This window comes from Phyllobacterium zundukense (assembly GCF_002764115.1).
Taxonomy (GTDB): domain Bacteria; phylum Pseudomonadota; class Alphaproteobacteria; order Rhizobiales; family Rhizobiaceae; genus Phyllobacterium; species Phyllobacterium zundukense.
In genome coordinates this window covers 25,424-46,606 of record NZ_CP017943.1, presented here as the reverse complement: position 1 = coordinate 46,606, position 21,183 = coordinate 25,424, and the positions used below count along the sequence as shown (strand labels likewise).

Sequence of the window (21,183 nt, the reverse complement as noted above, 5' to 3'; positions counted from 1 at the left end):
AACCATCCGTAAACGCAGCAGTTGATTGTCAGCAGCTGTGCTTGTCCTTCGGTTCCCTGCGTGCGCTCGATCATGCTGATCTGCGGATCGTACGCGGTCGGATTTTGGCGCTGGTGGGTGAAAACGGCGCCGGCAAAAGTACCTTGGTCAGGGTGATCGCGGGTGAGCTGACGCCCGACGAGGGAATGGTAGAGGTGAATGGAACCGTTGCTCTCGTTCGCCAGCAGCTGTCCATCGCTGCCGACCTCACCGTGCTTGAAAACATTGTTTTCGGTGCTGAGCATGCGCGCGGCAGGAACATGTTGGGTGCAGGCCTCAGGGGGATCGACTGGTGCGAAAGACGACGACGCATCGTCGAGTTCATGGACCAGACAGGTCTGAACGTACCTTTAGATCGTCCGGCGGGGACGCTCGCCCCAGGGCTTCAACAGCGAGCAGAACTCTTGGGTGCACTGCTTCGGGGTGCCGACATCCTACTTCTCGATGAGCCGACAACCTATCTGGCTCCTGACGAAGTGGATGGCTTGTTCACCATCATTCGCGGTTTGGCGAAGGCGGGAGTCAGCACGGTCTTCATCAGCCACAAGCTGCGGGAAGTGGTCGCCCACTGCGACGAGGTCGTTGTGCTGCGCAAAGGACGTTCGGTCGCCCGGTTTGAGCGCAAGCCCTTCGACCTTTCCGTCATAGGGCAGAGCATGACGGGTGTCGGAACCCTAACGTCGAAGCCGAAAGCAGTAGAATCGAGTCCGGCACGCTTCGAGGGAGATGGCCAAACTCGCCTTGTAGCAGCACATGGCAGTTTGCAGGTCGCAGCCGGCGAAATCGTCGGAATTGCGGGGGTGGCGGGGAACGGGCAAGACGAGTTGCTTGCGACACTCGCCGGCGTTGATTCCGATGAGCGCTATCAGCCGGTGCTGTTTGACGGGGCCGACATGACCGCAGCAACGAATTGGGAGCGGCGTCGGCGTGGGCTGCGCCTGATCCCGTCCAACGTCAAGGCGGCGGGAAGTGCCGTGAGCGCCTCTCTTGTCGATACCGTCTTGACCGCAATGGTCCCGGACCGCTTTCGCAACAAATGGGGCTTCGTCCGGCGGCAGTTCGCTGAAGAAGCAACCCAGAAGCTGATCGAGGAAGCTGGTGTCGTCGCAAGCGGACCACACCAACTTGCCGGCGAGCTCAGCGGGGGCAACCTGCAGCGCCTGGTCGTGGCACGCGAACTGGACGGTGCTTCGGTACTTGTCGCCCATGAGCCGACACGCGGAGTCGATTTTGCAGCGTCCATGGCTATTCGTGACCGTTTGAAGCGCTTTGCTGCCGAAGGCGGGGCCGTGTTGTTGCTGACGAGCGATCTTGAAGAATTGATCGAACTTAGCGACCGCGCGCATGTCCTATACGATCACGAGCTCGGCCCAAGCTGGCCACGCGGCGACTTGTCGATTGAGCGCCTGGGGGAACTGATGGGCGGTCTTAGCGCCGGCTCTAAAATGCTGGGTGGGTCGTGATGGAACGGATGCGGATTGTTATCACGCTTGCTTTGGTTGCCGCGACGGCTCTGGCCCTGGTGTGTCTCGTCGTGCTCCTTGTGAAAGGGCCAGCGGAAGTTATGCCCGCATTGGGTTCACTTCTCAATGGTATCGCCGGATCGCCGACCGCTATCGGCGCAACTGGCAAGACGCTCACTCCCATCCTGCTCATCGGTACGGCGGCATGTTTGAGTTTTCGCGCCGGGCAGTTTGACGTCGGCCAACTCGGCCAATTCGTGCTCGGTGGTGTGTTCGCCGGTGCGGTAGCTCCTATTGTTGCCGCGCCTGGCCCCATCGTCATCGTTGTCGCATTGGCTGCTGGCGCGCTAGCGGGAGGACTGTGGTCCCTCCTCATCTCGCGGGCTGCCTTAGTCGCTGGAGTTCAGTTGGTCGTGATGAGCTTGATCGCCAACTATTTGGCAGAAGGTCTGGGCCGAATGCTTACGCGAACGCTGTTCCAGGACCCCAATACCTACAGCGTCATCGCGACTCAAACGATTTCCGAACAGGCCTGGTTGCCCATCCTGCTGCCGCGGACGAGCTTCCACTCTGGGATCATATTTGCCTTTGTCTTGATCGGCCTTGCCTTTGTTGTCGTCAGGGGGACCGTGCTCGGTCATCGCCTCACCATGTTCGGACTGAACCCGGTCGCCGCTGCGCTTTCGGGTGTTGATGCCCCTCGATTCCAATCTCGCCTGCAGGCGGCAACCGGCGCAATTTGCGGCCTGGCAGGTGCAATCGAGGTCATGGGGCATTTTCACCGCTACCAGGATGCGAGCTTGGGCGGCGCGAACTCGGTCGCGTGGACGGGAGTGATCGCTGCAATTCTCGTGTCCGGCAGGGTACTCGCTGTTCTTCCTGCCTCATTGCTGCTCGCGGCTTTGACGACGGGTTTTGCTGGTATTCAGCGAGATCTCGGCATTCCCTCCGGACTCGGGGTGCTGATGGCCGGTCTCGTTGTCATTACCGCGGCATTCATGGCGCGGAGTGGGGGAAATCGGATCCGGCCAAGCTCTGGCCGTGCGCCCGACAAACAAAGCGCCAACTCCGATGAGGGGAACGGACAGAACAGCGCTGGAGAGATCGCGCCAGTCGGCGCCGAACTCCAAGCAGAAAGTGTTGGAGAGCGGTAATGTTTCTCGATGAACTCCTGAGTGCCAATCTCTGGTTTTTGACACTGCAGGCTGCCACACCGCTTTTGTTGGTCGCCATCGGCGTCTACCTGCCACTGCGAACCGGCATTCTCAACATCGGCTCCGAGGGCGTAATGCTGCTTGGCTGTTTTGTCGCGGTGCTCGTCTCGGCAAAGACGGGCGGCAATGTCGCGGCCGCGACCCTTGCGGGCGCGATTGGCGGTGCACTTGCCTGCGCCGCATTCGCACTGCTTGCGATCAGCTTTAGGGCGAACTTCATCGTCGTTGGGATTGGCATCAATCTTGTCGTTGCGGGATTGACCGCCACTGCCACCGCCGCTCTTTTTGGCACGGCCGGAACAATCTCGACCCCTGAGTTGCGACCGCTTGCCAATTGGTCGATACCGGGACTTGATGCGGTGCCCTGGATTGGAGATGTGGTCAGCGGACAGACGCTCCTGACGTACTTGAGTTGGGTGATCGCCCCTCTTTTCGCCTGGTGGCTTGCCAACACGCCGGCCGGTTTGACCATTCGGATGACCGGAAGCCGGCCGGACATAGCCGATGCGATGAAGCGACCGGCAACGAGAACACGTTGGTTTGCCTTGCTTGTCGGCGGCGCGATGATCGGGCTCGGCAGCGTGCAATTGGCGCTTTCCGCTGCGCCGCAATTTTCGCCCAACATGACTTCGGGACGAGGCTTCATCGCACTGGCGCTGGCGCTGGTTGCCGGGTCAAGGCCGGTGCTGCTGTTGCCGCTGGCGATTGTATTTGCCGCCTTCGACATCCTTGGCATAAACTTGCAAATCCTGGGTTTGGCCACAGAGCTGTCTAGCGTCCTGCCCTACCTAATCATTGTCCTGCTCTTGATGGCCCAACCTCTCTATCAACGGTACCGGTCCGCTGCAGAAGCGGCCGAGGGCCGGCAACGGGGCGCGAAGCAATGATTGCAACGCCGGGCCGAAGCGTCCTCGCGGCGCGGACCAATGCGTCATCGATTACGACGACGCCCTCTCAACTTGCCGATGACCTTCCTGAAAGAGCGCCGGGTACGGCCATAAGACTTTTGGCAACGGGGGATTTGCTCGGCACAATCATCCCGTTGCCCGCGACCTATGGAATCGGGGGCAGCGTTCATGGCGTCGCTCAATTGCTTGACCAGGAGCGTGAGCGCGGTGCGGCGCTATGGCTGGACAGCGGCGACCTGACCGTCGGCGGGCGATTATCCCTGTGGGGCGGCAACACTTTGGATGATATCGCCAGCTTGCCGATCGCTGCATCGGCGGTCGGCAATCACGATCTCGATGAAGGGACAGCCAATCTGGCGCAGAGCGCCGCCCAGCTGTCGTTCCCTGTTCTTTGCTCAGACCGGGAGATCGGCTTGCCTGGTCATGCGGTTATCGAAACTGAAGCCGGCGCTGTCGGTGTTGTCGGCATCACCCATCCCAAACTCGAGGCGTTTTCCTCAGCACCAGGCCTGCCATCGGACTGGCTGGATCGGATTCATTCTAATATCGAAGCGCTCCGTCAGGCAGGGGCACGATGGATACTGGCGCTATTGCATGACGGAGTCACGTGGTGGCCCTTTGCCGATTCTTTCCGGCCGATCCAAAGCCGGAGCAATTATCTTGAGCGCGTCTGTGCGCCTTGGGCGCGATCCGTCGACGTCGTTCTCAGCGGCCATACGCTTGCCGCTTGGACAGGGTCGTTGCACGGCGTTCCCGCCGGACAGGCCCACGCCATGGCGGGCAGTGTTTTGCCAGTCGATCTGCTTGAACCCGGAGGCGCTGTCGTTCATTCGCCCGTGCGGGTGCCCTCTGTCCAGCCTCCAAGGCCAACGCCAGCATCGATCGCCATCCAAGCGGCTGGACGCAAAGTCGTCGGACATTCGGCAAAGACCTGGTTGAGCCGGCCGCACGCACAGCACTATTTGCCAACATTGCTCGCCGACGCTATCCGATCAGCGACCAAGGCGGACGCTGCCTTCGTGCCCTCAAGCCAACTTTTTACGCAGGCACCGATCGATGGAACGGTTGCCGCATTGCTTGAGGGACCGGTGACGGAATTGGACATCCACCGGCTCTTGCCGTTTCCGGCGAACGACATACTTATCGTCGAATTGTTGCCCGGGGAGTTTCAGCGCCTGGTTAGCTATCATGATGAGAATGCCGATCCGGCGAACACGGATGCTGATATCCTCTGGTGGAACTGGGCGCGGCTGCCCGCCGGGGTTTCTCGAAAAGTCGTTGATCCGACCACTGTTGCGATCAATAGCTTTTTCCTGCCACTTTTCGCGTCATGGCTTCAGCGTGATCCCACGACACACAACGCCGGCATAGACGCAAGACAAGCCATCGTAGAAATCTTCCAGCGTTAGGCTCGTTCGCTCCAGTCAGCGCTGAATAGAACAAAAAATGCCCCCCTTACCCCGGATCGACAGTCGCGTCGGGAAGATGAAATCTGCTGCTCTACGGCTTCTTGGAAGCCGTCGAAGACTGCTTCGGGATCTTGACCGGCGGGCGACGTCGGACCATGAACTGACACCACAGCCGGTTTAGATCTTCCCCCCAGATCCCGATGATCAGCACGAGGGAATTGGTTGCGGGGTAAAGCACTTCCGATTTGCACCTGCGACTGTAAGTCCTTGATTTCACTGAGGCGCTGTTTTTTGTTCTAATTTCCCTGCGGCTAACCGGCTGAGATTACACGGGTTTCTCATCCATGTTGGTTGCGAGGGCACGCAACCAACGATTCCTGCGATTGGTCGAGCGGCACGTTCCGAAAATCGCAGCGTAACAATCATCGACCGCCTTCAGCGAGTTCGAACCACTGCCCCCTATCTCCATGGCGGAGGCTCGCCATAACTTCCGAATCTACCGCATTGCCGCAGGCGCCGCTCCCGTTTCCAGCGTCATTACGCGCGTTGAAATCCTTTCAGCCATGTGAAGGTCGTGAGTAACCATTAGGATAGCAAGACCAGTTTCCCGGACGATCTCCATTAAGAACGCGACAGCCTCCATCTGGCTGACGGGGTCAAGCCGGGACGTCGCCTCATCTGCAAAGAGAAACGCGGGTTCGAGCAGCAGGGCGCGCAGCAGCGCGAACCGCTGCAATTCGCCGCCCGAAATCTGCCCCGGCAGGCGATCGAGCAAGCTCGCCGGCAGGCGCAGGCGGTCCTGTAGTTCCATGATGACTTTCCAGTCCTTGCCATGGAGACGAGCCAAATCCTTCAATGCCTTGCGGATCGTCTGATGGGGTGCGAAGGCCGCAGGCGGGTCCTGGTAGAGTTTCTGAAAACGCAGCGGCGACAGCCCGGCCGTGCGCTCGACCACGCCAGCATCGGGCGACGTCAGGCCCAAAAGGATATTGCCAATAGTGGTCTTGCCGCAACCGCTCGGCCCGAAGACCGAGACGATCTCGCCCGCAGAAACTTCGATATCCAGGTCGGAGAAAAGGGGCTTACCGCCATAGCTTTTTTTGAGCCCTCGCCCGGCAATGACCAGTCCCCCGGATGCAGCCGGCGCGCGTCGCTCCCACTGCGAAGGCTCGGACGAAAGAAGGGCTTTGGTGTAAGCATGTTCGGGCGCCTCGAACAGCTTTTCGGCGGGTCCGTGTTCAACAAGGCGGCCGTCCACCATGACGCCTATCGTTCCGCCAAGGGCCCTCGCGACCGCAACATCGTGGGTGATGGTTAGCAGCAGGCGACCACTTTCCACTTCCTCCCTCAGGCGAGCGACCACCGAGTCCCTGAGCATCGTGTCCAGGCCTTTGGTCGGCTCGTCGGCGATCAGGAGTTCGCTGTCGGCGGCGTGTGCCATGGCAATCGCCGCTCGCTGGCCCATGCCGCCGGAGATCTGGAAGGGATAAAGGGCCTCCGCGGATGATAAAGAGACCTCTGACAGGTTTCGTTTCGCCGCAGTCGCGCTTTCGGCAGTAGCCCTGCCCTTCACGTAGCGATGGATTTCGGTCACCTGTGGCAGGACTGGCATGGTTGGATCCAGCGCCAGCCAGGGCTCCTGCGGCAAGAGGCCAATGCTTCGGCCCCAGCGACGACGTCGTTCAGCGGGAGATTCGCCGAGAATATCCGTTCCCTTGAAAGTCACGTGTCCCGTCGCATGCAGTTCCGGCGGCAAATTGCCCATGATCGCTTGCGCGACCAGCGATTTGCCTGAGCCGCTTTCGCCGAGCAACGTCAGGGGCTGCCCCCTTCCCAATGCCAGGGATATGTCCGAGACGATATTGCCCTCGGCACTGTGGATCGACAAATCCGAGATGGAAAGGTCTAAAGTGATCTGGATGTTCATGCGCGCTCCCCCTGAGCGAGAAGTTGCAGGCCGAGAACCAGCAGGAAGATGAGGCCGGCTGGAAGAAGCACATGCACCGGCGCCTCGCTGTAATAAGGCAAGAGTTCAACGATCATGCTGCCCAGTTCCGGTGTCGGCGGCTGGAGGCCGACGCTGATGGCGCTCAGGGTCGACACCGCAATGATGGCGGTGGCCATCGCAAAGGCCGAAAGTGTCGCGATCATCGGCGTGATCACCGGCCACACATAATGCGTGAGGATGTAGCGCGAGCCGAAACCCAGCATGCGAGCCGCCTCGATATGGGGCTGGCCCAGCACCGTCTTCGTCGTCGCCTTCGTCACGCGGTAGAATTCCACCCAAAGCGTCAACGCCAGGCCGAGGAATAGCGGGCCATAATTGCCGGGTGAGAAGGCCAGGAGCAGTAGCACCAGCATCAAACCCGGTAGTGCCAGAACCACGGTCGCCACAAGTTCAAGACCCCTTTCCGTCCAACCGCCTTTCCAGGCCGCGAGCAGGCCCAGCAGAACGCCGGGTATGGCTGCCGCCAGCATGGTGAGGAAGGCCATGCCAAAGGAGAGGCGTGCGCCGTGGGCAAGTCGTGCCAGCAGGCTGCGCCCATAGTGGTCGGCGCCTAGCACGTAGTCGCCGCCGATGGGTGCAAGGCTGGCGCCGAAGTCCTGCGCCGACGGATCCACGGGGATGACCGCCGGGCCGATAAGGGCAAACGCGCCGAGCAGGATCAGGAGGCCGGCGCCGGTCAACCGCGCCGCTCCCGGTCCGGTCTTGGACCTTGGGGAAGATACGTCGTTCAATAGACTCATGCTGGTCTCCTCTGGCGCGGATCGAGCCAAAGCGAAAGAAGATCAACGACGGCGCTGATGGCGACAAACATCAGCCCCATGACCAGCGCTGTTCCCTGCACCATCGGAATGTCTCTCTCGACGATCGCATGCACCAGCGCGTGGCCGATCCCCGGATAGGCAAACAGGGACTCCACGACCACGACCCCTTCGATCAGGTAGATCGCCTGCAGGCCGAGATAGGAGACAACGGGAATGGCTGCGTTGCGCAATCCATGCCGACGCACCACGACAGCCTCGGGCAGTCCCTTATAGCGGGCGAACGCAAAGTAAGGCGCCCGTGCGACCGCAGCGACAGCGTTGCGGGTGACGCGGCTCGACATGGCCGCAAGCCCGAGCGCAAGTGTGAGCGCCGGCAGCAGGATCTCGCGGGGTGTGCCGAAGCCTGCTGGCGGTAGCCAGCCGAGTTGCTTGGAAAATACCAGCATCAGGATGAGCCCGAGCACGAAAGGCGGGATGGCACGGAAAGTCACGGCGCCTATAAGGCCCATACGGTCTGCAACTCCTCCCGGCTTCAAGCCGGAGAAAAGGCCGACGACCGGCCCGATCACGAGAGACAACAGGAGGGCGGCCGCAGCCAGCCACACAGACGCACCGAGCTGCACCTGCAACTCATGCACGACAGTGCCACCTGTGACCAGGGAATGGCCAAAATCGAGCCGAAGCAGATTGCCAAGCCATTCGAGGAACTGGGTCGTAATCGGCCGATCAAGCCCCAGTTCAAGCCGGACTTTTTCGGCTGCCTCGGCAATGCGGGCATCCGGTCCATAGCGGCCAGCCGCGATGCGCATGGCGGCATCGCCGGGCAACACGCGCATGAGGACGAAGCAAAGGGCTCCGACCACGATGGCGACAATGCCAGCCTGCAGCAGGCGTGCAAGAAGGAAGTTTCGCACAGGCCTTTCCCTCATTCTGCCCAGTGGATGGCTGAAAGGCCGTAGTTGACCTCAAGCGGATCGACCTCGACGCCGGAAATGCGCTTGCTGGAAACGATAGCCAGCTCCGACCAGGTCACCGGGATGCTCGGGAGTTCCTCTTGCAGAATTTCCACGGCGCGAGCCTGAAGCGGCGCGCGGGCGGTCACATCACTGGTCGCCGCAAGCTGTTCGACAATGCCTTGGATCTCCTTGTTATCCCAGCCCATCGAGCCCCAGTCGCTTCCGCCCGGGCCGTAGTCCTGCAGCAGCGTGCCGACCGGGTCGGGCACGATAGAGTAGAGCCGCGAAATCAGCCCCATCTCCAGCGTCCCGTCCTGATGACGAGCGGGGATTTCAGAGCTGTTGCCGACGGAAACCTTGACGTCGATGCCGACCTGCCGCAGTTGGGCCTGAAGTGCGGTGGCAATCGGGGGAAGCTCCGGCCAGCTGGAATAGGTGAGCATGGTGACGCTGAAGCGCTTGCCGTCTTTCTCCAGAATGCCATCGCTTGCCGGCACCCAGCCTACTTTTGCCAAAAGCTCCTTTGCCTTCTCGACATCCCTCACGAGCGGTCGAACGTCAGGAGAATTCCAACCCTTCATGGCGGGTGGGAAGAGCTGCGTTGCTGCAAGATCGGCGTTGCGCAGGATGACTTTGGTGGTGCCGACGCGGTCGATGGCAGCACTGATCGCCTGCCGCTCCCCCACCTCATCGAAGAAGGGCGACGCTGCGTTGATCTTCAGGATGCGGGTGCGTGGGATGGTCGCTATCTGAACGTTCAGCTTCGGATTGGCCTTCAGACGGTCGACCGATACGGGAAGCATGGAAAAGACGAGGTCGGCCTCGCCGCTCTCGGCCATCAGCGCTCGGGTCTCCCCCTGCCCCACGGCAAGGTAGCTCACGTCCTGGATGGCGGGCTTGCCGCCCCACCACGCTCCCGAGGCTTCAAGCTCGAGCCGTGCAGGTGGCGTGAGGGTCTTAACCTTGTAAGGGCCTGTGCCGACGATCTGTGTGATCTTGCCCGCTGCATCGAATGAAGATGGCGCCAGGATAATCGTGCTGAAATGTACCAAATAGGCAGGAAGAGCGGCGAAAGGTTTTGTCAAGCGAATGCGGACATCGGCCCCCTCGCTTGCAATATCGGCGATCGGAGCCTGGGACAGAACGCCGACGCCGGCGAGCGCGTGCTGGAGGCTGGCGACTACAGTCTCGGCAGTCGCTGGGACTCCATCATGGAAGACGGCATTGTCGCGGAGCGTAAAGGTCCAGGTTAGGCCATCCCCCGAGACTGCCCACTTCTCCGCAAGCCCAGGGCGAAGTGCGCCCTCCTTGTCAGTTGTCACAAGCGTTTCGGCTATCTGGAGGCGGCTGAAGATATATCCGGTCTGGGCCGGTTCGATGCCGGTGACCTCCCAAGGGCCAGCAACCTTCAGGGTCTCGGCCCGAACATGAGTTGCCGGCATCGACGCGCCGAGCATCAGTGTGAGGAAAAGCGCTTTCGCAATGCGCATTGAATTTTCTCCGTATCAATTGGATGTTGTTGCAAAAATCAGTCGGGGTTGGATGCAGCGGAAAACGCATGGGCTATGTCGTCCTCCGTCACGTCCTGCATCGCTTTGTGGATCGAGAGCTGGACCGTTTCTGCGCCCTGCATCACGAAGATCACGGTCTCTCTTGGGGGGCAGCCGGACACATGGCAGGCAAGCGCGCTTACCGAAACAACGGCCTCGTCGGGTAGTGTGAGCAACTCGCGTGCCCAGGATTTGATCGAGCGAGCACTGCTGATGACCGACGGTCCATTCCGTGCCAGTGGATTGACGAAGGCTTCGCTCATGCCGCCCCCCGCTTTTTCCTCGCCGCACGCGGAGCCAGGACCTCGAACAAGTCCCGGATCGGTTTGGCAGGCATGTCCTGCCCGATGAGGGCCACGCGGCTGCGGTGGTCTTCGTCCGGCCAACGTTCGAGGCGCTGGAGCGGATAGAGCCGGTGCTGCACGGCGTGGGCGACCAGCGGACGGGCTGGGTCATCTGTGAGCGCGAACATGCCTTTCAGGCGCAGGAGACCAGAACCGATGTTGGTCGTCACGATATGCAAGAAGGTGTCAACTGCCTGGGGCGAGAGCGGCACATCGTGGCTTAAGCTGATCGCCTCGATCTCATCGCCATGTCGATTTGGGTCATGGGCATGATCCGGGTGAGCGCCGAGCCTTTCCATCGCCAGCCAGCCAGGCACATCCTCGGCTTTTCCTGAGACGGAGTAAGCGGCGTCGCCAAATAGCCCCGCCAAATCAAACCCCTGTCGATGGCGATCGTGATAGACTGCCGCGGGATTGAGAGCCCTCAGCTCTTCTCGCCAGTCGTGACCAGTGTCGGCGATATCAGTCTTCGTCAGGACCACATGATCGGCAAAGGCGAGCTGCTTCCAGCCCTCCAGGAAACTGTCGAGCGTTGCGCGGCCGTTGAGCACATCGAAAGCCGTCACAACGCGCGCAAGGTGGAAGTGCCGGGCCACGACATGGTCCCTCAGCCCCATTGCAGGCGCGCCTCCGGGAATGATGCTGTTGATGATAGGTGCCGGGTCGGCGAGCCCGGTCGTCTCAATCACGACGCGTGAGACAAGTGGTATGTCCCCACGAATCCGTGCTTCGTGAAGTTCTGAGAGAGAGCTTCTGATGTCGCTGGTCGCCGTGCAGCAAATGCAGCCCGTGGTCGTCCGGAAGTAGGTTTCGGAGCCCGTACGGACCAGGTCGTGATCGATCGGCACCGTGCCGAACTCGTTGACGATAACGGCTGTCCCTTGCATACGGTGATCAGCCAGAATGTCGTTCAGCAGCGTTGTCTTCCCCGATCCGAGAAAGCCGGTCAGAAGGGTGACCGGCACGGGCTCGTAGAGCTGCCTCATGTCATCCTCCGTCTTCTCGGGTGCTTTGCGCCAACGCTTACCTTTCATCAAAGTCGATTTACCGGATCCGTTTGCGCCGACCACGGCGGTCAACGAGCCACGCTGCACCTCTCCGCTCAGGTGATGAACCGCGGCATGGCCCTGATAGCCAAGCGTAAGGTTCTCGAATTCCAGGCAACTGTTGCTCATCGCTTCCTCGGGGATTGACAGCGACTGCATAGGTAATGTTATTACGTTCGTCAATCGGAAACGTAATGTAATAACGTCTGCTTATCCGGTCTGTCGATTAAAGGCAGCTAGCGCGCCGACTATTCAGGAGGACCATCATGTCTCAGATCGAGCCCACTCCCGTCACGGTACTGACCGGATACCTTGGTGCGGGCAAAACCACGCTTCTCAATCGCATTCTGACGGAACCGCACGGCAAGAAGTTCGCCGTCATCGTCAACGAGTTTGGCGAAGTAAGCATCGACAACGATCTCATCGTCGAGTCCGACGAGGACGTGTTCGAGATGAACAACGGCTGCATCTGCTGCACGGTGCGCGGCGACCTGATCCGCATCATCGAAGGCTTGATGCGCCGCCGCGATCGCTTTGACGGCATCCTCATCGAAACGACCGGCCTGGCTGATCCCGCGCCGGTCGCCCAGACTTTTTTCGTCGATGAGGAGGTTCGATCGAAAACCCGGCTGGATTCGATCATTACCGTGGTAGACGCCAAGCATTTGCTCGGCGAGATCGACAGGGCGCATGAGGCACAGGAACAGCTGGCCTTTGCCGACACGATCATCCTCAACAAGACCGATCTTGTCGACGAGAATGAGATTGCGGCGGTTGAAGCGCGCATCCGACGCATCAATCCGGCCGCCAGCATCATCAGATCCCAGCGTTGCGACGTTGATATCGCGAGCCTCCTCGACCGGAAGGCATTCGATCTCGACCGCATTCTGGAGGTCGAGCCTGATTTCCTGGACGAGGCGCATGACCACGAGCACGACGCTCATGTGACGAGCTTCTCGCTCGTCGAGCGCGGGCCGATGGATCCGGGAAAATTCCTGAACTGGCTGCAGATGACGGTCCAGGCATTCGGGATGGACATGCTGCGCATGAAGGGGATCATTTCATTCGCCGGTGACGACGACCGATTTGTCGTCCAGGCCGTCCATATGTTGCTGGAGGGAGATCACCAGCGGCCATGGAAGAAAAATGAAGACCGCGTCACCCGGCTGGTCTTCATCGGCCGCGACCTCCCCAAAGATTTCATCAGCGACGGCTTCGCGAAATGCCGAGCGGTGCGGCAAGCCGCCGAATAATCGGACGCGATGTACCGCGAACTACGTTTAAAGAAGGAAGGAACCCAATAATACTGTCTCTCACCCGAAACCGCTTAATGGCTGCTGTGGCGGTCGCCGTGTTGTTTGTCGCGCCCGGCGCGATGGCTGAGACGAAAGAGGCCTGGCGTCTGTTCGTGGCCGACCATACCCAACCTTTCGTTCGCGCCATCGATCTTGAAAGTGGCGAGGAACTTGGCCGTTACGATCTCAAAGGCTATGCCGCGTTGACGGCCAGTGCCTCGGGCCAGACAGTGTTCGCCGCGCAGACCGAAGCCGACATCGTGCACGCCATCAAGACCGGTATCAATTTTTCCGACCACGGGAGCACCGCGATCTTGAAGTTTCGGATCCCGCACTCCTGCCCGTGACGTTCCAAGGCAAGCGTCCCGGCCACGTCGTTCCGCACGACAATCACGCAATCCTGTTCTACGATCGTGGCGGCAAGGCCGAAATTATCGATGAAGCGGCTCTCTTGGAGGGTAAGGCGGAAGTCAAGACGGTCGACACCACGAAGCCCCATCATGGCGTTGCCGTGACCATGGGACGCCATGTCCTCGTATCTGTCCCCAACATCGAAGCGGAAACGAAACCGGACGAACTACCGCCGCGCGGCGGTCTTCGGGTTATCGACGAGACGGGTGAGCAGGTAGGCGACGTCGCCACCTGCACCGACCTCCACGGCGAAGCGACATCGGCGCGTCTTGTCGCCTTCGGTTGCAAGGAAGGTGTTCTTGTTGCTCGGCCGGGCGGCCTCGACGGGCCAAAGCTTGAAATGCTCGCCTACCCCGCCGATTTTCCGAAGGGCTATACGGGCACGCTCCTCGGTGGCAAGGCGATGCAGTTCTTTCTCGGGAACTATGGCGAGGACAAGGTCGTCCTCATTGATCCAGACAATGAGCAGTTGTATCGTCTGGTCGAGCTTCCCACCCGGCGCGTCGACTTCCTGCTTGATCCTGCAACGCCGCGCAACGCCTACATCCTGACGGAAGATGGCGACCTGCACGTTCTGGACGTCATCAAGGGCGAAATCGTCCGCAAGGCCAAGGTCACCGAGCCCCGTAGCAAGGACGGCCACTGGCGCGATCCGCGTCCGCGTCTTGCCGTGGCCGATGGCCAGATCGCGATCACCGGCACTCGCTTGTACGGGTCGTTGATGCTGAGACGCTGATAGAGACTCGTACCATCGCTGTCGAAGGCCAGCCCTTCTCGATCGTTGCTGTCGGCGGCTCGGGTGCTTCGCGCTGATACGATGAATCTATGGCCCGGGACTGTAGCGGCAGTTTCGGGCTAACACGCAGAAGACCCTCTTCCGGAGATGACGATGTTGCAGGCGGCCCAGGCTGATGACTTGAAGCTGACGAGCTCTAATGGATCAAACATGGCGTAGGGGCCGGAGCTGCCCCACCCGACGTTTGCGGTACGGACGTCGCACACGTTCAATGTCTCAGCACGACCTTGCCCTCCACACCGGCGGCGAGGGCATTGTGGGCCGGGCCGATTTGATCCAGCGGAAAGGTCATCGCGACCGGAATGGTCAGTGCGCCGCGAGACGCGGCCAGGGCGACGGCTTCGAGCATGCCGGCATTGGTGCGGTGATAGAGCTCATCGATGATCACACGGCTGTCGGCATTAGCGCCCTCGGGAACCGGAACGATGCTCACCACCCTGCCGTTGTCTGCATATGCGCGATGAGGGTGGCCGCGACCGGAGCGGCGGCGCTGATCGCAAAGTCGAATGTGGCATTTGCCGGCGGCTCGGTGATATCGAGCGTCGCCGGCCAGTTGGCGCGCTTCTGCGAGACGAGCAGCGCGAAGCCCCGCCACAGGCCTCACCAATTGCGGGAAACGGGTGACCCCGAATCGGCCTGGTGCAGGCCGACGAAGTTCATTTCACCATGGACTTCAGGGTATCGGCCTGGCTGTCGATCCAGGCCTCGAACGCCAGCGGCTCAACACCCGTCAGGGTCTGGAAGTCAGATGTGATCGTTGCGAGGCCACCGACGCCGATCATGGTGTCGATCGAGGCATAGACCCGCGCGACCGGATCAGGCAGGCCTGCGCCAACCATGCCCTGAACGAGAGCCTCAACCGGCACATCGATCACCGCGATATCCTTGCCGGTAGCCTTGCCGATGATCTCAGCCATGTCGCGATGCGTATAGGACGAAGCTCCGGTCAGCGTGTAGATTTTCCTGTCGTCGCTCTTTGAAGCGAGCGCAGCGGCGGTCGCGCGGGCGATGTCTTCACGGGCAATATGGGCGACGCGGCCCTCGCCGGCTGCCGAATACCACTGACCGCTGGCCAGGACGGTAGACGCGCTCATATAGAGGTTCTCGAAGTACCAGTTGTTCCGCAGGATGGTCCAGCCGGGAATGGAGCTCGCGGTGAGCGCGGATTCTGTCCCTTCATGGTCCGGTGCAAAAAGCAGCGGCGAGTTGGCCGGCTCGGGCATCGAGGTGTAAAGCAGGTGCTTGACGCCGGCCTTTTCGGCGGCGGCAATTGCAGCGCGATGCTGAACGAGGCGGATGCCGGGACGGTCGAGTGCGTCTGTGCTGATGAGCAGGACCCGTTCCGCCTCCGCGAAAGCGTCCTCCATGGATGCCGCGTCATCGAAATCGACGCGACGGACGGCAACGCCTTTCTGGGCCCATTCGATCAGGGTGTCAGGCTTGCGGCTGGCCGCGATAATATCGCTGGGTTCCACGCCGGACGTTTCGAGAAGGTGATGCAGGACGCGCTGGCCAAGCTGACCTGATGCGCCGGTGACGAGATACTTTGCAGTCATGATTTCATCCATTCTGGTGGGGACCGTCCTGAGTACAAAAACAGGGCTGGTCTAAATTTCAGAGTAGGCGTAAATTACAGACGAGTGAGAAGGCGTAAAGTAGGCAGTTTTTCAGAACCATGTTCTCCGGAGGATACCCATGACGGCATTTGCGAGAATGAAAGTGGATTACGAGGTGGCCATCGACACGGTGAAAGCGATGATGGCAGAGCCCGCAAGCGCGCTCTTTGATCCGCAGAACTGCCCCGTGCGAGATGTGTTCGCCCATATCGGCGACAAATGGGCTTCGCTCATTCTGCAGATTTTAGGTCTTCGGCCGCATCGCTTCGGTGAACTGCGCCGCGCGATCCCGGATATATCCCAGGCCATGCTGACCGGCACGCTGCGCAGTCTGCAGCGCGACGGCCTTATCTATCGTGAAGTTTTCCCGACGCGGCCCCCGAGTGTGGAGTACGGTTTGACGGAACTGGGTCAATCGCTGCTCGGACCGGTCTCGGCCCTTGTCGTTTGGACCGCCGAACATCATGGCCGCATCCGTCAATCCCGGACCCAGTATGACTTGGACAATCCGCCAAAAAAAAAGAAGCTATAGCCACCCGATCTCACTCGGACTTCTACACGAGGAAGGTGAGCGTGCAGAGCAATTGCTTGCGGGGGTCTGCACCTGCGGACTAAGTAGCTGATTTTATGGGAGACAGAATCGCAGCAGCGATATCGGGCAACGCAAAAAACCCAGTAACCTATTGGATAACCGAGGTTTTTTCGTCGTTGTTGGTTGCGGGGGGCTCGCAACACCCGATTCCTGCTATTGGTCGAGCGGCACGTACCGAAGCTAGTAGCGTAGCGTTCTTCGAACCCGCCAGCCACACTCACCGAAGAATAGCGATTTTCGGCGTGGACTGTCAGAGCCCTAGACGGGTTTGCGCAGCCCGCCTTACAACCGATATATCCTTTCTGCATTGCCGTGGAACAGCGCCTTGCGCTCGGTCAGCGTGAAGTCTTTGGTTATTTCTTTGAATGCGTTGAAGACAGCATCATAACTGGAGAATAGCTTATCGACGGGAAAGTTTGAGGCGAACATGCAGCGCTCTGCGCGGAAAGCAGCGATTGCCTCCTCGACATAGGGTCGAATGCTCTGGTTGGTCCAGGTCCAATCGCCCATACCAAGGCCAGAAATCTTGCAGGCCACATTGGGTGCCTGCGCCAGCGTTCGCATGCTTTTGCGCCATGCCTCGAAGTGTTCCCGACCATCCACCTGCATGCCGGTATGGTTCAGGATGATCTGCACGTCAGGGAAGTCGCGAGCCAGTTCCAGAAACTCCTCCATTTGCCAGTAATAGAGCTGTAGGTCGAAACTCAAGCTGCGACGAGCGAGTTCCTTGAACCCACGCCGCCATTCGGGTGTACGGCTCACCTCCGGGTCCGTGAGGTAGGTCTTGCCCGGGTCTTTATGGAAATTCATCGATTGGCGGATACCGCGGAAGTTCGCATGGGACATGTGCTCGTCGAGCAGATCGCCTACGTTCGGCTTGCGCAAATCCGCGTAGCCGACGATGCCGTGCGGGAATCCATGTGTGTCCGCGACGCCCTGCAGCCACCGCGTCTCGCCCGCCGGATCCCTTGGGTCATAACCGACATCGAGATGCACGGCCTTGACGAGATTCTGGTTTTTGGCGTCAGCCAGGAAATCCTCGATGAGGTAGGTTTTGTTGATCGCCGTGTAGTCGCCGAAGGCCGAGGGTTTCACACCGTCAGAGAGCCACGGATAGTAGTTGGTTTCGAGATCCCACAGATGAAAGTGCGGGTCGATGATCGGAAAGTCGTCGGACATGAGCAGCTCCTGAGTGGCAGGATGGCGGCCCGGCGCCGCCATCCCCGGCTTTCATTGGTCAGTTACTCGGCGGGAAGACGCGGGCAATGACTGCTTTGGCTTCCGGCGAATCGATCTTGTCGGCCGTCACGAGCGGCATGACAAGCGCCAGATCCTTTTCCACCGGGACGTTCGTCAGCGCGTTGAAGACCTGCTGCGTACCGTCAATCCCCTGCCCGACAGCTTCCTGGAAGAAGATGCCCTGGATCGCCTTCCCCTTCAAAAGCGCGATCGTGGTCGGGCTGCCATCGGCAACGGCAATGCCGATCTTACCGGTGAGGCCGCGGGTTTCCAGAACCTTGGCGGCACCGGTTCCGGCCTCGTCATACATGCCATAGATTGCCTTGATGTCCGGATGCGCCGTCAGCATGTCGTTTGCCTGGGTCACCGCTTCATTGACCGTCAGACCGCGGGTTTCGAGGATCTGGACGAGATCGCAACCGTCGGCCTTGAAGGCCTCCTCGGCTCCCTTCAGATATTTCTGTGCGTTTTCGCGGTCCTGCGGCAGCGACAGCATACCGACCTGGTTGCCGCCCCGTTCCTTGGCGAGCGCGCAGACAAAACTGCCCTGCGCCTTGCCGGTCTCGTAGTTGTTGGCGGTGACTGAAGACGTGTAGTCCACCTGGCCAGGCTGTGGGCCGATGCCCGCGAAGGCGATCGGGATGTTCTGGGATTTTAGGTAGGCGAGAAGCGGCGGTGTGCTGGTGGAACTGACCGGGCCGATAACGATCGCGTCGACACCCTTGGTCACAGCCGTGCGGGCATTGTCCATCTGCTTCGCCGGCGAGTTCTCCGAGGTGAACTCGACATAGTCCATGCCGAGCTCCTTCGCCTTCTGCTTCACGCCGTAACCCACCCATTGCCAGTAGGAGATATCGAGCGAGGGCGCGAGATAGGCAACGACCTTCTTGTCTTCCGCTTGCGCGGGCGATGCCAATCCAAACCCCGCCGCAAGCGCAAGGCTGGCTGCCACGGCAAGCGCTATCTTCATCTTGTTCCTCATGCGTATTCCCTCCTCCAAAGAACCGGCATTACGCCGTGTTATCCGCCGGCACCGCGCCGGGATTTGCTGAAACGGTCGATCAGGACGGCGATCAGGATTGCAACACCGGTGACCGAGCCCTGCCAGAAGCTGTTGATTCCGATGAGATTGACCCCGTTCTGGATGACGGTGATCATCAACGCGCCGAGCACTGCGCCGATAGCGGTCCCCGTGCCCCCCAGGAGACTTGCACCACCGATGACGACCGCCGCGATCGCCTGCAACATCAGGTTTGCGCCCGCCGTCGATTCGGCGTTCAGGATATAGGAGATCGTCAGGAGGCCGGAGAATGAGGCTAGGAGCGATGACGCAACATAGGCTAGGAACTTGGTGCGCTTGACCGGGATGCCGAGCAGGAACGCCGCGGGCGCGCTGCTGCCGACAGCATAGAACCACCGCCCAGCCACCAGTTTCTTCAGAAAGATCTCAGTGACGGTCAGGAGCACGATGCAGAACAGGATGTAGTTCGGCATGCTGGGAATTATGCTGCCGCTGTTCAGCAGCCAGAAATCCGGGTCACCGATCGGCATGGAACGCCCGTTGGTGACGATGAAGGCGAGCGAACCGGCAACGGCGAAGGTGATCAGCGTGACGACGAAGGGTGCCAGGCCAGCGATCGTGACGAGAAAGCCGTTGATCGAACCGAAGACCAGGCCGACACCGAGCCCGATGAGGCTGGCACTGATGCCGCCAAGTCCGTTCGCCATGGCCTGCGCGGTTACCATGCCGGTCAGCGAAAAGACCGATCCTACGGAAAGATCGATGCCGCCCGTGATGACGACCAGCAAGACGCCGAGCGACATGATGATGAGCGGTGCGCCAGCCTGCGTGATGTTAGCAAAATTGCCCCAGCTCAGAGCCTGCGGAACCTGCGAGCCGACGGCGAACACCAACAGGACGATCGCGCCGGCGATGGCGATTTCGGTTCGATAAGTGCTGACGATGCTTTCCCTCTGCCGGATCGCGAGCGGCGCGCTATCCCTACGGAGCGCTTGTTCAGTGCTTGCTTCTGTCATGCCGCCATTCCCGTCAGTTCCGCGAGCTTGTCCTCGCTTAGGTCTTCGTGATTGATGACGCCCGCGCACAGGCCGTCGGTGTCGAAGGCCACCACCCGGTCGCAGACCTCGAGGAGTTCTGCGTTTTCGGTTGACCACCAGACAATGATCGTGCCGCTTGCCGCCATGTCCCGGATCAGTTGATAAATTTCTTTCTTGGTGCCGATATCGACGCCGCGTGTCGGCTCTTCCAGAACCAGAAGCCGCGATGGGACACCGAGCCACCGTGCCAGAAGGAGCTTTTGCTGCGTGCCGCCGCTCAGCGTATTGGGCAGATCCCAAAGGGAGGCCGCCTTCACCTTCAGGGCTTGCAGAAGATCGAAACACTCCACACGTTCGCGTCCCCCGACAACCCAGCTGTCCCGAACCACGCGCCGGGCGGCGAGCACATTGTCGATGATCGGAAGACTGTGGAGAATGCCCTTGTGGGACCGGTCGCCGGTGATAAAGCCGGCGCCACGGCTTGCGGCCTGATGAGGCGAGGAAAAGCGTTGAGGCCAGCCGGACAGAGATACACTCCAGCGCTTTGAGCGGGCAGCACCCACAAGTGCCGAGATCAACGTCTCAGGTCCAGCTGGCGCACCGGCGACGCCGAGAATGCTGCCTGGTCGCAAGGTGATCTCCAGCCCCTCTTCTCGGATCGTCAGGGGCTCCCCGCTCAGGGCAGCGTGTCGGGCGGCCGGTGTCGAGCTTGCCGCAGCTGACATGGCCAACTGGCCCATCCTTTCGACGATGGCCGTATCCGAGAGGTTAGCGATAGGCTCCCGATCCACGACGGTTCGGCCATCGCGGATGATGGTGCAGACGTCGGCAACCTGCCGGATTTCCTTCATGCGGTGCGAGACAAATACGACCGAAAGGCCGTTTTCGCAGGTCAGCCGCCTTAACACGGCGAATAGACGTTCCGTTTCCGCTGCTGTCAGGTTGGCGGTCGGCTCGTCGAGCAAGATCAACTGCGCGCCCGACGAGAGGGAGCGGGCGATCTCAACCATCTGGCCCTCATGCAGAGTGAGATCTGCGACAAGACGATGAAGCGACCTTGCCGCAAATTCGCGATCGATGATCGCAAGCGCCTCGTATGCCTGTTGGAAAGAACGCTGACGGTCGAACACCGCAAGGCCGGAGGAATAGCGCGGAAGGACGATGTTTTCCGCCACCGTCAGATGCGGCAAAAGCGCGAGCTCCTGATGCACCACCGTGACGCTTTTTCGCCCTTCCGCCTCCAGGAGGAGTTCACCCGCCGCATCATGAAACTCGATGTCACCACCGTCCCTGGCTGCCGAACCGGTGATGATCCGGATCATCGTCGACTTTCCGGCGCCGTTGCCGCCCAGGAGCGCATGGACTTCGCCGCGGGCGACGGAGAAATCAACCCCCTTGAGGACGGAGGTGGCGCCATAGGACTTCATCAGGCCCTTGACTGAAACGGTCATCTGATTGCTGGCAACCATCGACTTCAT

Annotated in this window: 18 protein-coding genes and 1 pseudogene; 7 read left to right on the top strand and 12 right to left on the bottom strand. The window is 60.4% G+C overall.

The window, feature by feature from the left end; genetic code table 11:
* Positions 1-41: 41 nt before the first annotated feature.
* From BLM14_RS25855 to BLM14_RS25840, 4 genes are read left to right on the top strand one after another with little or no spacing between them, the layout of a single operon-like run.
* A complete protein-coding gene (locus BLM14_RS25855; RefSeq protein ID WP_162293250.1) occupies positions 42-1,502 on the top strand; it encodes an ATP-binding cassette domain-containing protein in 1,461 nt (486 codons plus the stop codon).
* Positions 1,502-2,656, top strand: a complete 1,155-nt coding sequence (locus BLM14_RS25850) for an ABC transporter permease (protein ID WP_100002963.1) — start codon at positions 1,502-1,504, stop codon at positions 2,654-2,656. The genes BLM14_RS25855 and BLM14_RS25850 overlap by 1 nt, the downstream gene beginning before the upstream one ends.
* Positions 2,656-3,603 carry an ABC transporter permease gene (locus BLM14_RS25845; protein WP_100002962.1) on the top strand — a complete coding sequence of 316 codons (948 nt, stop codon included), beginning with the start codon at positions 2,656-2,658 and terminating at the stop codon, positions 3,601-3,603. The genes BLM14_RS25850 and BLM14_RS25845 overlap by 1 nt, the downstream gene beginning before the upstream one ends.
* Positions 3,600-5,033 carry a metallophosphoesterase gene (locus BLM14_RS25840; RefSeq protein ID WP_100002961.1) on the top strand — a complete coding sequence of 478 codons (1,434 nt, stop codon included), beginning with the start codon at positions 3,600-3,602 and terminating at the stop codon, positions 5,031-5,033. Before BLM14_RS25845 ends, BLM14_RS25840 begins: the two co-directional genes overlap by 4 nt.
* A gap of 496 nt (positions 5,034-5,529) precedes the next feature.
* Here BLM14_RS25840 and BLM14_RS25835 read toward each other — a convergent pair whose 3' ends face one another.
* From BLM14_RS25835 to BLM14_RS25810, 6 genes are read right to left on the bottom strand one after another with little or no spacing between them, the layout of a single operon-like run.
* Entirely contained in the window at positions 5,530-6,960 is a 1,431-nt protein-coding gene (locus BLM14_RS25835) for an ABC transporter ATP-binding protein (RefSeq protein WP_100002960.1), read from the bottom strand.
* Positions 6,957-7,781 (bottom strand): ABC transporter permease, encoded by an 825-nt coding sequence (locus tag BLM14_RS25830; protein ID WP_100002959.1) that lies wholly within the window; start codon positions 7,779-7,781, stop codon positions 6,957-6,959. Before BLM14_RS25830 ends, BLM14_RS25835 begins: the two co-directional genes overlap by 4 nt.
* Complete coding sequence (locus tag BLM14_RS25825) at positions 7,778-8,716, bottom strand: ABC transporter permease (protein ID WP_100002958.1); 939 nt, start codon at positions 8,714-8,716, stop codon at positions 7,778-7,780. The genes BLM14_RS25830 and BLM14_RS25825 overlap by 4 nt, the downstream gene beginning before the upstream one ends.
* Positions 8,717-8,727: 11 nt before the next feature.
* Positions 8,728-10,248: an ABC transporter substrate-binding protein gene (locus BLM14_RS25820; RefSeq protein ID WP_100002957.1), complete on the bottom strand. Its 1,521-nt coding sequence runs from the start codon at positions 10,246-10,248 to the stop codon at positions 8,728-8,730.
* Between the two features lie 38 nt (positions 10,249-10,286).
* The gene (locus BLM14_RS25815; RefSeq protein ID WP_100002956.1) at positions 10,287-10,571 is read right to left on the bottom strand and encodes a hypothetical protein; all 285 of its coding nucleotides are present in this window, start codon (positions 10,569-10,571) and stop codon (positions 10,287-10,289) included.
* Positions 10,568-11,638 (bottom strand): CobW family GTP-binding protein, encoded by a 1,071-nt coding sequence (locus tag BLM14_RS25810; RefSeq protein WP_100003395.1) that lies wholly within the window; start codon positions 11,636-11,638, stop codon positions 10,568-10,570. The genes BLM14_RS25815 and BLM14_RS25810 overlap by 4 nt, the downstream gene beginning before the upstream one ends.
* A 326-nt stretch (positions 11,639-11,964) precedes the next feature.
* Here BLM14_RS25810 and BLM14_RS25805 point away from each other — a divergent pair, with 326 nt between their 5' ends.
* The gene (locus tag BLM14_RS25805) at positions 11,965-12,951 is read left to right on the top strand and encodes a CobW family GTP-binding protein (RefSeq protein WP_418314281.1); all 987 of its coding nucleotides are present in this window, start codon (positions 11,965-11,967) and stop codon (positions 12,949-12,951) included.
* A 47-nt stretch (positions 12,952-12,998) separates the two neighbouring features.
* Positions 12,999-14,217: pseudogene (locus tag BLM14_RS25800) on the top strand (hypothetical protein).
* Positions 14,218-14,408: 191 nt separating this feature from the next.
* Here BLM14_RS25800 and BLM14_RS31325 read toward each other — a convergent pair.
* Together BLM14_RS31325 and BLM14_RS25790 are read right to left on the bottom strand one after the other, a co-directional pair.
* Positions 14,409-14,795 (bottom strand): zinc-binding dehydrogenase, encoded by a 387-nt coding sequence (locus BLM14_RS31325; RefSeq protein ID WP_133123903.1) that lies wholly within the window; start codon positions 14,793-14,795, stop codon positions 14,409-14,411.
* A gap of 61 nt (positions 14,796-14,856) precedes the next feature.
* On the bottom strand, positions 14,857-15,756 hold the full coding sequence (locus BLM14_RS25790) for an SDR family oxidoreductase (protein ID WP_100003394.1): 900 nt from the start codon (positions 15,754-15,756) through the stop codon (positions 14,857-14,859).
* 139 nt (positions 15,757-15,895) lie between these two features.
* Between BLM14_RS25790 and BLM14_RS25785 the strand changes: the two genes are divergently transcribed.
* Positions 15,896-16,348, top strand: a complete 453-nt coding sequence (locus BLM14_RS25785; RefSeq protein ID WP_100002953.1) for a winged helix-turn-helix transcriptional regulator — start codon at positions 15,896-15,898, stop codon at positions 16,346-16,348.
* A gap of 342 nt (positions 16,349-16,690) precedes the next feature.
* Here BLM14_RS25785 and BLM14_RS25780 read toward each other — a convergent pair whose 3' ends face one another.
* Genes BLM14_RS25780 through BLM14_RS25765 form a run of 4 tightly spaced genes read right to left on the bottom strand, consistent with a single transcriptional unit; the run spans position 16,691 to position 21,174 of the window.
* A complete protein-coding gene (locus BLM14_RS25780; protein WP_237143702.1) occupies positions 16,691-17,629 on the bottom strand; it encodes an amidohydrolase family protein in 939 nt (312 codons plus the stop codon).
* A gap of 16 nt (positions 17,630-17,645) precedes the next feature.
* Positions 17,646-18,629, bottom strand: coding sequence for a substrate-binding domain-containing protein (locus BLM14_RS25775; RefSeq protein ID WP_100002952.1), 984 nt, complete (start codon positions 18,627-18,629; stop codon positions 17,646-17,648).
* A gap of 38 nt (positions 18,630-18,667) precedes the next feature.
* Entirely contained in the window at positions 18,668-19,684 is a 1,017-nt protein-coding gene (locus BLM14_RS25770; RefSeq protein ID WP_100002951.1) for an ABC transporter permease, read from the bottom strand.
* A complete protein-coding gene (locus BLM14_RS25765) occupies positions 19,681-21,174 on the bottom strand; it encodes an ATP-binding cassette domain-containing protein (protein WP_100003392.1) in 1,494 nt (497 codons plus the stop codon). The genes BLM14_RS25770 and BLM14_RS25765 overlap by 4 nt, the downstream gene beginning before the upstream one ends.
* Positions 21,175-21,183: the final 9 nt, after the last annotated feature.

Coding starts and splice junctions, on each gene's coding strand:
- BLM14_RS25850 (WP_100002963.1), top strand. CDS start 1,502: ATGGAACGGATGCGGATTGTTATCACGCTTGCTTTGGTTGCCGCGACG.
- BLM14_RS25845 (WP_100002962.1), top strand. CDS start 2,656: ATGTTTCTCGATGAACTCCTGAGTGCCAATCTCTGGTTTTTGACACTG.
- BLM14_RS25840 (WP_100002961.1), top strand. CDS start 3,600: ATGATTGCAACGCCGGGCCGAAGCGTCCTCGCGGCGCGGACCAATGCG.
- BLM14_RS25835 (WP_100002960.1), bottom strand. CDS start 6,960: ATGAACATCCAGATCACTTTAGACCTTTCCATCTCGGATTTGTCGATC.
- BLM14_RS25830 (WP_100002959.1), bottom strand. CDS start 7,781: ATGAGTCTATTGAACGACGTATCTTCCCCAAGGTCCAAGACCGGACCG.
- BLM14_RS25820 (WP_100002957.1), bottom strand. CDS start 10,248: ATGCGCATTGCGAAAGCGCTTTTCCTCACACTGATGCTCGGCGCGTCG.
- BLM14_RS25815 (WP_100002956.1), bottom strand. CDS start 10,571: ATGAGCGAAGCCTTCGTCAATCCACTGGCACGGAATGGACCGTCGGTC.
- BLM14_RS25810 (WP_100003395.1), bottom strand. CDS start 11,638: ATGAGGCAGCTCTACGAGCCCGTGCCGGTCACCCTTCTGACCGGCTTT.
- BLM14_RS25805 (WP_418314281.1), top strand. CDS start 11,965: ATGTCTCAGATCGAGCCCACTCCCGTCACGGTACTGACCGGATACCTT.
- BLM14_RS25790 (WP_100003394.1), bottom strand. CDS start 15,756: ATGACTGCAAAGTATCTCGTCACCGGCGCATCAGGTCAGCTTGGCCAG.
- BLM14_RS25785 (WP_100002953.1), top strand. CDS start 15,896: ATGACGGCATTTGCGAGAATGAAAGTGGATTACGAGGTGGCCATCGAC.
- BLM14_RS25780 (WP_237143702.1), bottom strand. CDS start 17,629: ATGGCGGCGCCGGGCCGCCATCCTGCCACTCAGGAGCTGCTCATGTCC.
- BLM14_RS25775 (WP_100002952.1), bottom strand. CDS start 18,629: ATGAGGAACAAGATGAAGATAGCGCTTGCCGTGGCAGCCAGCCTTGCG.
- BLM14_RS25770 (WP_100002951.1), bottom strand. CDS start 19,684: ATGACAGAAGCAAGCACTGAACAAGCGCTCCGTAGGGATAGCGCGCCG.
- BLM14_RS25765 (WP_100003392.1), bottom strand. CDS start 21,174: ATGGTTGCCAGCAATCAGATGACCGTTTCAGTCAAGGGCCTGATGAAG.